The 13,011-nt window shown below is 46.1% G+C and carries 10 protein-coding genes and 1 rRNA gene; 4 read left to right on the forward strand and 7 right to left on the reverse strand.

Annotation, left to right across the window (positions count from 1 at the left end):
• Together QUB08_RS30020 and QUB08_RS30025 are read right to left on the reverse strand one after the other, a co-directional pair.
• Positions 1-157, reverse strand: a 16S ribosomal RNA gene (locus tag QUB08_RS30020); the annotation flags it as partial.
• Positions 158-943: 786 nt separating this feature from the next.
• Complete coding sequence (locus QUB08_RS30025; protein WP_333229715.1) at positions 944-2,881, reverse strand: serine/threonine-protein kinase; 1,938 nt, start codon at positions 2,879-2,881, stop codon at positions 944-946.
• Positions 2,882-3,383: 502 nt separating this feature from the next.
• On the opposite strand from QUB08_RS30025, the gene QUB08_RS30030 reads away from it, so the two are divergent.
• Complete coding sequence (locus QUB08_RS30030) at positions 3,384-3,866, forward strand: 2Fe-2S iron-sulfur cluster-binding protein (protein ID WP_006635922.1); 483 nt, start codon at positions 3,384-3,386, stop codon at positions 3,864-3,866.
• 38 nt (positions 3,867-3,904) lie between these two features.
• Positions 3,905-4,375: a phycobilisome protein gene (locus tag QUB08_RS30035; RefSeq protein WP_333057690.1), complete on the forward strand. Its 471-nt coding sequence runs from the start codon at positions 3,905-3,907 to the stop codon at positions 4,373-4,375.
• 17 nt (positions 4,376-4,392) lie between these two features.
• On the opposite strand, the gene QUB08_RS30040 is transcribed toward QUB08_RS30035, so the two are convergent.
• The 5 genes from QUB08_RS30040 to QUB08_RS30060 all read right to left on the reverse strand — a co-directional run bounded on the left by QUB08_RS30040 (position 4,393) and on the right by QUB08_RS30060 (position 8,225).
• Complete coding sequence (locus tag QUB08_RS30040) at positions 4,393-5,559, reverse strand: pentapeptide repeat-containing protein (RefSeq protein WP_333229717.1); 1,167 nt, start codon at positions 5,557-5,559, stop codon at positions 4,393-4,395.
• A gap of 242 nt (positions 5,560-5,801) precedes the next feature.
• Positions 5,802-6,464 carry a V4R domain-containing protein gene (locus tag QUB08_RS30045; protein ID WP_333229719.1) on the reverse strand — a complete coding sequence of 221 codons (663 nt, stop codon included), beginning with the start codon at positions 6,462-6,464 and terminating at the stop codon, positions 5,802-5,804.
• A gap of 57 nt (positions 6,465-6,521) precedes the next feature.
• On the reverse strand, positions 6,522-6,992 hold the full coding sequence (locus QUB08_RS30050; protein WP_333229720.1) for a phycobilisome protein: 471 nt from the start codon (positions 6,990-6,992) through the stop codon (positions 6,522-6,524).
• Positions 6,993-7,162: 170 nt separating this feature from the next.
• Positions 7,163-7,429, reverse strand: coding sequence for a hypothetical protein (locus QUB08_RS30055; RefSeq protein WP_333229722.1), 267 nt, complete (start codon positions 7,427-7,429; stop codon positions 7,163-7,165).
• Between the two features lie 94 nt (positions 7,430-7,523).
• Positions 7,524-8,225 carry a V4R domain-containing protein gene (locus QUB08_RS30060; RefSeq protein ID WP_333157607.1) on the reverse strand — a complete coding sequence of 234 codons (702 nt, stop codon included), beginning with the start codon at positions 8,223-8,225 and terminating at the stop codon, positions 7,524-7,526.
• Positions 8,226-8,507: 282 nt separating this feature from the next.
• On the opposite strand from QUB08_RS30060, the gene QUB08_RS30065 reads away from it, so the two are divergent.
• Both QUB08_RS30065 and QUB08_RS30070 read left to right on the forward strand, forming a co-directional pair.
• A complete protein-coding gene (locus QUB08_RS30065; RefSeq protein WP_333229724.1) occupies positions 8,508-10,343 on the forward strand; it encodes a caspase family protein in 1,836 nt (611 codons plus the stop codon).
• 1,752 nt (positions 10,344-12,095) lie between these two features.
• Positions 12,096-12,248 (forward strand): hypothetical protein, encoded by a 153-nt coding sequence (locus QUB08_RS30070; protein ID WP_333119930.1) that lies wholly within the window; start codon positions 12,096-12,098, stop codon positions 12,246-12,248.
• The last annotated feature ends 763 nt before the right edge of the window (positions 12,249-13,011 follow it).

Raw genomic sequence — 13,011 nt, forward strand, 5'->3', positions numbered from 1 at the left:
GGCTTAGCAGTCGTTTCCAACTGTTGTCTCCGTCCTGAAGCCAGATTCTCACGCGTTACTCACCCGTCCGCCACTAAGTATTTCTACTCCGTTCGACTTGCATGTGTTAAGCAGACCGCCAGCGTTCATCCTGAGCCAGGATCAAACTCTCCGTGTTGGATTGTTTTTTTTGGCTTACGTCAAGTTCTTTTCACGCTAGCCCTGAAGGCTGGTTCTTTTCCCTTGACTTTTTTCTCGTTGTTTGCGATATTGAGTATTAGCTTTCGCTTTTACTCTTTATCTTGATTTTTTTGACGAGGTTAATAGTGCTTTAAGCTTTCAAACTATTCTTTTTTCTAGGTTCAGTTTTTTACCTTTCTTTTGGCCTTTTGTTCGTGGTTCAGTGAACCGCTTCCCTTCTGGCGCTTTATTAATGTATCAACTCTCCCCAGAGTTGTCAAGCGTTTTGTGAAAATATTTTTGAGTTTTTGGGGAACCTATACACAGTAAGGCTTTTGTCACTTATGACCTCCTCGGATATCCCTGGCTGACTCCTCTTTTAACTATGGGGTCTTTTTTTTGGCAAAAATACGGCTTTGGGGCGGACTATCTCCCGCGCATGGGTAGAAGGACTCAGTGGTTCAACATGATGATGGGGCTTACTTGGAGTATTGGTAAGCCAATCTTAGAGTGTAAGGTGTGAGGCTGCATCATGGGCTTAGGATGACAGAAGCAGGCTGGTGCATGAGTCATATATATTTAAGTGGTGTCTGCATTTCTTGGACTTTACTGAGGGAGGTTTGGATCTCAGATTGAGCCGATCGCCCTTAACAATTCCTCTGATTCAAAATCCAGAAGTTTACACGACACGGTACTCTAACCCTGATCAAACTCCCAGGAATCGATCGCCCGCAAATACACTCTCCTGAATTACACCCCCAAACTCCTTCAGTTACCCCAGTGATCAGCCCTTGATGAGCGAGCGCGAGTTGGTCTCCTCAACATCTACATCTAAAAAGTGCAAGTGACTCTCTTCCTCAGTATTGACCGCAATCACCAAACCTCTATTCCCCCAGGGAGCGATCGCCCGGGGTGAGGCGGGGCTGCTAAAATTCCCTACTTGAATCCCTTGACTGTTTAACACTTCTATCTGGCCCCCAACATCTGCCAATACCCATCCCCAATTAGCCACACAAGCAGACACGGGCAAACTTTCCAGGGGAATTCGCGCTACCTTGAGCGGCCACAATTTCATCAACAGCACCGCCGCTTTACCACCTTGGGGAATTCCCAGCAAAGTATAAGGCTCAGGTGTCAACAGGATCTGTCCGACGCTGGCAGACAACCGCACAGAACCCACCGCCGTGCCGCGGCGAGTGTAAACTCTAAAAATAGTTTGGGGATTTTTGGGTTCGTTGTCCGGCCAAACTGCTAAGACGTGTCGCCGATCCAAAAACATTAATTCTGGTAAATAGTGTTCTGGTAACGGCACAGTAGCCATCAGCTTCAGGGCTTTTTCCGGATCGCCAGCAGTCCTGTTTCCCGCTAAAGAATAAAAACGCAGTTCGCCGGGAACCGCTACTGTCAACCAGTTGCCGTGAGAGTCAATAGCAGCTTTTAAAGCATCTGGGCCTTGCCTCAAACCCATATCCAGCAGGCACTGAGGTTCCCAATAGCGATCGTTGAGCCAGTAAAGTTTTTGCGGAGTGAGAACGCAGCAGCCGTGGGAAACAGGTAAAATGCCGCGCACAATTTCCGGCATTAATGAAATAGAAGTAGACATTTCTCCTGTAACTAGCTGTTTTCCCGGCTGAGACCAAACCTTCACCTCTGTACCTACAGCAGCATAGAGATACGTTTCAGTGGCAATTAAAGCGGTCAACGGTGCAGCAAGTATCAGTGGCTTAGGCTGCGAAAGTGAATAGCGCACAGTCCGAAGTAAATTAATAGCCGACTGTGATGCTTTTTCCTCTTCAACCTCCAGTAAAGACTCAGTTTCCGACTTCAGACTTTTATCACCACTGGTTGTGGGATTTTCCCAGGGAATAATGCAGTCGCCCAATTGTCTGACAGCGGGGTCGTACATGATCAGCCGCAGAGCTTGAGCCATTTGGGAAGCACTGGCAAAACGGCGGGCTGGCAGCTTTTCTAAAGATTTTTTGACTATTGCTTGCAAAGGTTCGGGGATGGCGTCTGGAAATTGCAAGCGTTGATTCAGGTGCGCCCACCTCAAGTCTCCGGGGGTTCCCCCGAAAGGGCGGTAGCCCATTAGCAATTCAAACAGCAGAATTCCTACTGCATATATATCTGACATCGGGGAAAAAAGCCCGTAAAACCGCTCAGGGGCCATGTAAGCGGGGGAACCTACGGTAGCGTCGGGAGAAATTTCTTGGTGGAGGCGGGTGGTACCAATTTCTGGCAGCCGACGCGCGATGCCAAAGTCAGACAGGCGGGGCGACCAACCTTTGGCCCCTAAAGTTAGGAGGATATTTTCGGGTTTGATGTCGCAGTGAACTACGCCTCGGCGGTGGGCGTAGTCTAAGCCTGCTAAAACTTCCATGACTAGCTGCAAACCTTCGAGTAGACGCAAGGGGCGGTCTTGTTTGAGCAGGTTGCGGAGGGTTCCTCCCTCGCAGTAGTCCATAACCAAGTACCTGCCTGTAGCTGTGTGTTCTAGAGCTCGGCAGGTAACAATGTTCTGGTGCTGCAAGGTGATCAGAAACCACAGCTCTCGCAAGAATTCGCTAGTTGGGGCTTTTTGATGACTAAGTTCTTTGAGAGCAACCAGTTGGCTGGTGAGGCGGGAGTCCTGGGCGGGAGCTTCTCGAACGGTGGCACAAAAGACTCGACCAAATTGTCCTTGTCCGACTAGCCCTAGAATGCGGTACTTAGAATGTTGCATCGGTCTAATTATAGAAAAAGCTTGAGCTAGTATTAAAATATGTAAATAATTCTGACAAAAATTCAAATTTTTGAATCGCTCGCCAGGTACAGCCTATGTTATCTCAGGTTCATTCTCAGCCTCCTTGAGAGCGATCGCACTGTCGCACCTACTAAAATCCTTGAGTTTCGGAATCACTATCAATCTTGCCGGATTCGGGTGCCTGATCTGGAACTACCTGTGGCTGCTATTTTAGTCGATCGGGACTATTACAGTTTTTTCAATGCCATCCAGAAAGTATCTAAGGTTTTAGCTTTTCAAGGCTAAGCTGGGGAATCGGGGCGAGGGAACAGCGATATGACCAAAACAGAAGTGGGGTTATGCCATAGGGGTTAGAGAAGCAGAAGCCGATGCTGTCGTCAAGGCATCTTAACCTTTTTGAGTGTTAGCCAAATTTTTTTGCGCTTTGAATAAGTTGATCGTAACTTGCTAAATACTGAACTTGACAGGAGCAAACATCAATATGGTTAAAATTATTAAACTAGATCCAATTGCGGAGGAAATAGCAGTCGAAACCCGCTCAAATATCCTGTCTGCCTTACTTTCCAAAGACTTAGACGTTCTCAAGGAATGCGGGGGGCGGGGAATGTGCGCTACCTGCCATGTTTACATTAAAGAAGGCATGGAAGGCTTGTCGGACATGAACCGCCGCGAGAGAAGGACGTTGGAAGTCATTACTACGGCTAAAGCCAATTCGCGACTTGCTTGTCAGGCTCAAATTATGGGCGAGGGTGTGGTTGTACAGTTGCCTGCGGGGATGTACATTAATGCTATTGAAAATGTCGAGGCTTTGATCGGCCGCCGGGCCCAGCAAGATTTATTACACCCAATTACGGGTCAAGTAGTTGTAGAATCAGGAAAGTTAATTACTCGTTCTATCGTTACACAGCTTAATGAAACCCGCTTTCAAGTAGGACAGTATTTAGTTCGGACTAAAGAAGCTTAAAACTGATATGTTTGTATTTTAGTAGTAGAGAAGAATCTATGTTGAGCCAACTTGCGCGTTTGAGCACGGAAACAGACGGACGCTACGCCAGTGCCGAAGAACTCCAATTTTTGAAAGACTACTTTCAGTCTTTGAATCACCGGATGAGTGCTTATAAAAAAATTCAAGCCTCTGAAACAGAAATTATGCGGCAAGTGGAAGCACAAATGCTGTCTCTAGACCCTAGTTTATTTAGGCGGGGGGCTAACGATATGACTGAAAAGTGCCGTGGAGATATTGTGCGGGTGTTGAGGCATTCGGCGGCCGCACTGTTGATTAATGATACTGAACGGTTGCGCGATCGGCTACTACTTTGGTTGCAAACTATTTTAGGCGCTGTTCAAGTTAGAAATACTGCGACCGTGACCTACGATGTGATGAAAAAGGTCCTCAAGCAATATCTCACGGTGGAAGAAAGGAACCTATTTTTTCCGATTCTGGACATTAACCGCACATTACTCGGCAAATAATCAAGGGGGTTGACCAGTTAACGCCGATAAACTGTGCCGTTAGGAAGAGTGGCTCCAATCAACTTCGCTCCCGTCAAATCCGCCTCAGTGAGAATCGCTCCCCGAAGGTTGGCTCCTGTCAAGTCAGCTTTCTGCAAGTTGGCTTTACTCAGGTTAGCTTTGGTCAAGTTAATTTCATGCAGGCAAGAATTAGACAGGTCGGCACTGATCAGGTAGGCTAGACTCAAGTTGGCTTTGCTGAGGTTTGCCCCGCTCAAGTTAGCTTCGATTAGATAAGCACCGCTCAAGTTGGCTTCATTCAACAATGCCTCTGCCATATTAATTCCCGTTAAAAGTTTGCGGCTCAAGTCTACACCGCCGAGATCGGCCCCGCTGAGGTTAATACCGCTTAAGTGGCTGCCATTCAAAGTAATGTTTCTCAGGTAGGTTTTGCTGAGGTCTGCTTTGCACAAATTGGCTCTATCCAAGCAAGCTTCGCTAAGGTCTGAGCCGATCAAGCACGCGCCGTTTAAATAGGCTTGAGTGAGGTTAGCTCGCCTGAGATTAGCTTTTAACAGGTTGGCTTTGCTGAGGTTAGCACGGGTTAAGTTGGCTCCGGCTAGGTTGGCTTTGGATAATTCGGCTCCGGTGAGCTGTGCTTCGGTCAAGTCTGCCTCTTTCAGACTCGCTAGACTTAAGTAAGCATCTTTGAAGTTTGCTCCGTTGAGATTGGCTTTAATCAGATAGGCTTTACTGAGATTGGCCTGAGTTAGAACGGCTTTGGTGAGGTTAGCGGCGCTCATATCTGCACCTATGAGATTAGCATTGGGAAGAATTGCTCCGGTCAGGTTTGCCCAATTCAGATGAGATCCGGCTAGGTTGGCGCCGGTGAGATTGGCTCCGATGAGATTGGCTCCACTCATACTGGCTGCCATGAGGTTGGCGCCGGTGAGATTGGCTCCGCTGAGGTCCGCTTTGCTGAGATTGGCTCGGCTCAGATGGGCTTTGGTGAGGTCTGCCCCGCTGAGGTTAGCACCGATTAAGTAGGGTCGTTGCTGGTGTTGGTTGAGGTTTGCCAAAATTAGAGTTGGGGCATCGCTGGAACGGTATAAATCGATCGGACTCAACACAATGCCGCGCAGATTTGCCAGTCTAAAATCTCTTTCGCCGGCTGCATATCGAGTTAGAAGTTCATTGGCGTCCATTAAGTTCTAGCAAAATATTTGAGGTTTTGATTGCTTTTAAATTTTAGTAATTTCTAGAGTAAGTTATGAATTTTATTGCTGCTAGTTATAATCAGGTTTTATTTAAATTGCTAAAACCTAATTTTTTGACTGAGGAGCTTTTTGATAATTTAACTCACAGTTTTGATGATAAGGTGGATAATATGGATACCAAAAAATCGATTTGACAGCTATTAGCAACAAAGTAATAGCTGTCAAATAAGTCAGTTTTTTTGGAAAAGTTGAATGATAATAGCTTCATGGTCTTTTCCTTCTTCGACCATAGAATCTGCAGGTTGGAGGCGATCGCGCAGCCCTAAAATAAAGCGGTTGCAGTCCGAACCCAATGATTCGCAGGATGTTTGCAGGCAGTGAAGTTCTCGACCCGTAAGCTGACTAAAGAACGAACTTAAAATACCTGCTTCTAAAAAACAGGCTGGTCGCTTAGAGTTGGGGGCTGTTTTAGCAAAAAGAGAGTTAGCAATTTTTACTATTAAAAATCCATGTTCTGAATAGCTGGGGTCAAGATCAAATGTTCCCCATCCATGAGTTTTCCAACACTGCTGTAAGGACTGAAGAAATTCTACCATTTCCATTTCAGAAACGGGCTGACCGTAGTATTCGCTGACTTCTTCGCAAAAACGCACGTAGAAGTTTTTACCCCACCAGCGACCGCAGTTGAAAAGCACGAGGCGGGAGGCTTGACCTGTTTCTTGTTCTAAGCCGATATAAATGGCTTGAATCAGTGTTTCTGGGAGTGCTAAGAGCCGATCACCCCGGCGGTTTTCGAGGAGGCCGAGTTCGAGGTCGCCTCGGACGTAGGCATCGCTGGCAAAGTAGTTTCCAGGGAGTCGGGGCTGTTTGAGTAAGTCGGCAATATTAATCATTGGGAATTGGGAATTGGGAATTGGGAATCGGGAATTGGAAATTGGGAAGAAAGCTGATTATTTATTACCTTGATCAATAATAATTGACTGTGCTTGGTCGAAAAATGGTTGCAATATAGCCCGGGCTTGCTCGGAAAGCAATTCTTTTAAACGAGTTTGCAGCAGATTGCAAACAGTTGCTTCGATTTTTTGAGTTTGGTGGGCTGCGACTATGCCGGAAAGCCATTCTACAAGGCGCTGTTCGAGAAAATTTTGATCGTTCAGCAGCATAGCCATAGCGCAGTACCGCAAGACTAACACCCAGTGTTTGAGCGATCGTTCTAAGGTTTCTTGTTTTTCCTCGGGGAATGTTTCTTGTAGTTGGTTGGCTACTGGTTGGAAGATGCTTGCTTCCTTCTCTCGCAAAAATTCGTAAATTTTTAAGCGCTGAACAAGGGTTACAGCTTGACGCTTAAAAGCTAGGAGTTCTTCGCCTTTTAAAAAGCGGTTTTCTGCCTGATCCAGCAGCGCCTCAATCTCAGGGTGCATGATTTTAATTAAGTGGTAATCGGTAATTGATAAAAGGAAGGAAGTTAGGTCACCAGCAATGTACGGGATTTAACGGATTTAACTAATGGATTTTGAAGGATGAGAAAACAGGGGTGAGGGAAGATGGATGAGGGATTGCTCTATTTTTCATTTTCTATTCCCTACACAGACTAAAACAGGTCGAATAGGTCATCAATGGTGACTTCTGCTTGTTCAGTAATAGAAATTACTGGCAAGGGTTGTGGTAGGGGTAGGGCACCTACTTCCGGAATTCCTTCCCAAGAAATAGCTTGAAAAAAGTCTGCTACTGGCTGGGTTAAACTCAGAAGTTGACCGGGGGTCGAGCCATTAGGGGTTTCTAAAGATTTTCCCAGCCAATTATAGTGACCAAAGAATTCTTGGACAGATTGATCCAACCATGAAGTTTGACTTTTCATCTTTCTTCCTGCCTGGAGAAATCCACCATCGCACTTTCGATCGCGAAATTGGTGGGAGGAAAGGCAGGGCAGGGGATGTGCCTTTCCAGGTTGTTTATCGCAATATTTCACCGTGTTGCAGTCGATTTTGAATATCGCGGGCGTTGGCACCTTCGTTGAGCCAGAATGCTGCTGCATCAATTTTATCAGGGTTGCCAAGGAGGAACTTGCAATAGGTTTCTCCCATTGAGTAACATTGGAGTTCTATGCAGCTCAGAGGCTTTTTGACTAAAGAGCCGAAGAAACCGGCGAACAAACCGGCGTATAGGTGACAAACCGGTTTGCCTACGTCGCCCAATGTGCGAGCAACTGCTGAGTCAAAAAGGTTGATGAAGATGCAGCCGTGTTTGCGATCGCTCATGTCCACTTCCCAGCGACCCCAACCTTGAGCCGTGAAAGGCCACCACCAAGTTTCTAGCAGAAACATGAGATTTGACTGGCGAATGTTTTGGTCGAATTCGGCACTAAACCATTTTTGAAAAAATTCAGAATCTTGGAGTCCCCACTGGCAACCAATAGTATACATGATGACAGAGGACGCGGGGCCTACTTCTTCTTCGAGCCCCTCCACCAAACCGATAATGAAGTCTTCGCTGGTAAAAATGTTGCGCGACTCATTCCAGTCGTCAATTGTACCCATCTGGCGATCGAAGGCAAAAAAGTCCTGAAACCTATAGTGGCTGTGAGTTTTAGGATGCTTTTGCTTCAGGAGCGATTCGCTGTGGGGGGAGATTTCTTTTTTGGCGGTAGAGACCATGGGCGGGTTATTCCTTTTTGGTGTAGTTTGGTGAAAATTAGAGTCAAATAGACGGGCCTATGTATCCAATTTAACTTTATTTTTCTAAAGGCAGGCACAGGGGAGAATTTTTTACGACCATATAAAAATTAAAAATTCTAGGATGCTAAATTTGGGGGCTTGTTGGGAGTTCGGCCTTCGGACAACTGCTCTGTGAGTGCTGGCGAAAGTGGGTATAACCTTAAACGGCTATGTGTTATCGTTTTGTGCAAGCTGTCCACTATATATATAGGGCATATGGGGATGAAAAATCACGCTTGTATTGCAATAGGCATCAATCAATATCAGTTACTCCAGCCTTTGAGTTACGCCCAAGAGGATGCAGAGGCTCTGTACGGTTTTTTGACTGAGGAGGCGGGTTTTGCGCCGGATGGATGTCTGCTGATGACCGATAGCTCGCCGTCGCTGTGGGGTCAATCTACATATCCAAATCGGGAAAATATTCTGAGATTGACCCAAAGCCTCTGCGCGCAACATGTGCAACAAGGAGATTTACTCTGGTGTTTTTTTAGCGGCTACGGTGTCAGCTATGAAGGTAAGGATTATTTGATGCCGATTGACGGGAATCCGGCTGACATTCAGGGTACGGGAATTCCGGTAGAGTGGCTGTTGAATACTCTGAAAAACGCTCCTACGGAAACGGTGTTGGTGCTGGTTGATATGAACCGCAGCCAGATTGTGAAAGCGGGGGAAACGATCGGCTCTCAAACGGTCGATCGGGCGCGGGAACTGGAAATCCCAACGGTGCTTTCTTGCCGCCCGAATCAAGTTTCGCGGGAAACTTCGGCTTTGCGTCAGGGGTTTTTTACGACGGCGCTTTTGGAGGGGCTGCGATCGGGACAGTGCATGACGATTAAGGGTTTAGACCGTTTTTTGAGCGATCGACTGCCGGAGCTGTGTGACCACCATTTGCGTCCGAAACAAGAACCTTTGATGGTGGTGAATCCTCCAGGAAAGGCTAATTTGGTGATTTTGCCGGATGCTTCAGGGGTACCAACTGCTGCGTTGGCCGGACGCAACGGCAATATGATGGTTGGTACGGCTGATGGGTTCGATCGCCCGCAAATGGCGACGGCTACGGCTCCAATGGATCTGCCTCCGGCAGTTCGCAATGCTGAGGATTCGCCGGTTGAGATGCCGCCTGTGTCGCAGCCAAATGCTGTGGCCCCTGCCGATCGGGGGGGCGATCGACCGAACTTGCAAAAGCCGGAGGATGAGCATAACGGGGGGTCGGATAAGTCATTTTTGCAGCAGCTAGTTTTGTGGAGTTCAGCTACGGCTTTGGTGCTGCTGTTGGGTGTTTTTGTGACGAACAAATCAATTTTTATTGGTCAGCAGGAAGGAGATCCTCGATCGCCTGCTGAAAATGCTCAAAACTCTGGATCTCAAAAATTTACTGGTACTGGGGTGTCGCAGAACCAACCGCGGGCGGTGCAAGCAGGGACTGGAACCAAGGAGCCACCATCGAGCCAGCAGGTGTGGGCTGAGGCGAAAACTTTCCTCAAGGATGGTTCGGCTTCTAGTTTTAATAAAGCAGTGGTTAAGGCTCGAACGATTCCGCCTAGCGATCCGCTCTACCCGCAGGCTCAGCAGGATATTGAGCGCTGGAGTTTAACGATTTTGGATATAGCTAACGGGCGGGCTGCTCGAGGCGATTTCCAGGGGGCGATCGGGGCAGCTAAATTGATGCCGGATGTCAATCAGCCTGTTTACAATCAGTCGAAACAGGCGATCGCTCAGTGGGAGGAGCTATCCAAAGACCAGGATGTAAATGCTGCTTTGCTATCGGCTGCTAAGGGTCAAATTAAGCGGGGCGTTGCCTCTTCTTACAGTAAAGGCATCCAGCAAGCTAATAAAATTGAACCCGGTCAGCCGAAGTATGAAGAAGCTCAACAGTTAATTGGAGAGTGGAGCGAAAGTATTCTCAAAATTGCTAAGTTGCGCGGCTCTCAAGGAAAGCTGAAAGAGGCAGTTGAAGCTGCTTCGCTGGTGCCGTCGGGTACTAAGAGTTATCAGTTGGCTCAGAAGGATATCGCCAATTGGAAAACTAAGCTCCAACGCCAGCAGAAAAAAGGTTGATTTAGTTGATAATTTCTCGGTTTCCCACCGGGAAATTATCTTAGCGACTGACCAACATCGGTGGTTGGCTCGATCGATACCTCTTGATACTGCAAAAAGAGGCATACATATCGATGGTTTAAAACCAATAATTTTATTCACCATTTCCCCTTCCAGCTTCTGCGCGAGGGGATTTTCTATGCTGGCTAGTCGGTTCGTTTTTGTAGAGTGAAAGATATAGCAGAAGGAAGAAGCAATAAAATCAATCATTTCAGCCATTAACAACGTCCTAACCGTCTTGGCGGTTGCTAAGCTGTTGTGGTCTTTAAATTGTCTGTCAAAAAAAATTAAAGTCTTGTGGGGAGTAGGGGTTGGGCGGGACGCCCGCCCTGAATATACAATTTAAATGCGCGACAGCTTATATCGTATGGGCTGGTTAATTGGGGTTGCATAATAGTGGGATGATTTTGATTTTTTGTGAGGGGCCCATGAGCCTGAATGCGTGTATTTTCAAAGCAGGCGGGACGCCTAACCCTACTCACCACAATAATCCTCAAATTGTGCAACGCCGATGAATTAATATCTTTAATTCACGTTTAGAGTTCGCTAAACCGAAGCTTTCACCGTCAAAAACGAGTTTTGTTAACAATAAGGATGGCTGTAAATATATTCTTATTTAATCACAAATAAAATATCATAAATGAGTAAGTTTAAGGAAGACTTAAAACAGTTAATTTGGTATTTTATTACGTAAGTTTATCAGCTTAATTTAAAGCTAATTTAAACTTTAGTTACCCACAAATAGGGCTAGATCGAATTGCTATCTACGGCAAATGGCTAAGGGAAAATCGCCTTAAAATATCGGGTATGCAGAGTTAATTTTTTGGGATACCTCTTTGTGGGCTATTAGGAGCGATCGACGGATGGAAGACTGTTTAAAATTGTGCTGTTTTAAAATTATTAGCAGGTATCGATCTGTTATCAATTATACAAAATGAGCCGTTACTGGCAATTCTGGTGGAGGAGCGATCGCCCCCAATGAATTCAGGAAACAGATTCACCCCCACACAGCACAAAATATCTGGGTTCGCAAGCTGCGAGTCTTCGTTGGCCCGGAGATCATAAAGCTGCCTTAATTAACACAAATAAGGGCTTTGCAAGAAAATCAAAAAAATATTTCCTTGAGAAACAAGAATAAAAACTTGCTCGCTTATTGTAGCCCCGGTAACAACACGTATGCCTGAAGTTATAGTCCACAGCCAAGTCTACGGGACGATCTAAATCAATAGGGTGATGTGGCAGTGTCCGGGTGTTAAGAGGGGCGATCGCAGAGGAATGTTCCCGGAGCGATCGCTTCCCAATCGGGAAGTCTAAAACCTAGGAAGGCAAGGAGTTGGAGACAATGCTGAACTTTTTGAGTTCAGGAAAGTAGCGTTAGCACTAAACTCTGCCGTATTGTGGAAATCGAGCCAAATTTGTAACAGTTCTTAACTATAAATAATTCTGCTAAAACTGCTAGCATAGTGACACTTTTGCTAGCAAAAACAGATAAAGTAAATAAAGTTGGCTAGCTCTAGACGCCCTGATCCCCAGGATGGGGATGTTGAATCAATTAGATTCATACCAAGTGGTTTTAGAGTTACAATCGGAAGCAAAGCATCGCTATTTAACTGAGTTCTTTACTTACTTTTACTTTCAGCTATGAACGTGGATTTTATCAAAGCCCAAGTCAGGTTGCTACAGGGTGCAAGTTCATCGGAGCGAGAAACCCTTATGAAAAACATCGGTGTCTGTGCTGGCGTGATCCGACCGGGAGAGTACGTGACTCCGCAACGGAAGCACGCTATCACTCTCTGGCTGCAAACAAATGCGGTTCGCCTCCGGCTTCCCCAACTTCCTCTGGACTTATCAGGTCAAAAGCCTTAACCCGGAAGTAATCAAGAGGTAGCGACAGAATCAAAGAAATTAGTCAATCTTACCTAAAAGTGCGTTTTTATTGAGCTGTACAGGATCAATGAAACACGATTAAGATTGAAAAAATGTTTGTAGGGAAAGTTGGGCTCGAAAACACGCCTGTGGACAAGAAGCGGCCGACCGCCTTGGTAGAAACAGGAAGTGAACGTCAAACCTGCTCTCAAAGTAGATTTGAGTAAGTTTCACAGAAGGGATTATTGTGCACAACTATAACCTGGGTTATTTGCTTTTAGATTTGAGATTCACGATTTAGCTCGTACTGGATAAATTTGCTATTTGTGGATCGCCTGAAAAATTATCCTATTCAATAGGTATAACTAATTACAGGGGCAGTCATTGAACTGCCCTTACTTTTGACTCCCGATGCGAAACTGCTGCAAGTTACAATAAACGCATCTACTTGCAGATAGAGTTTAGGTGAACTTTCAGGTAAGCAGCAGCGGCTCTATATTATTTGGTATGTTCGAGACAAGGAGAGAGGGGAGAGGGGGAGAGGATTGGACGAGCTTTAATAGGGAATTAATATCATCAAACAGAAGGAGTTATAGCAATCCTTGCAGGAGTCGTAGCAAGATGTAGGGATAGGGGAGGCGCGGAAAAATAAAATACCAGTCAAGTTGGGGTAATCGTGATATCCCATTTCGGTAAAGTTTCAGAACGTTGCCATAAGGGTAGATACTCTTTTAACTTTTTTGGTAAGACTTTTATTCCTTTG

It is taken from the genome of Microcoleus sp. BR0-C5 (assembly GCF_036705045.1).
In the GTDB taxonomy this organism is placed as follows: Bacteria; Cyanobacteriota; Cyanobacteriia; order Cyanobacteriales; family Microcoleaceae; genus Microcoleus.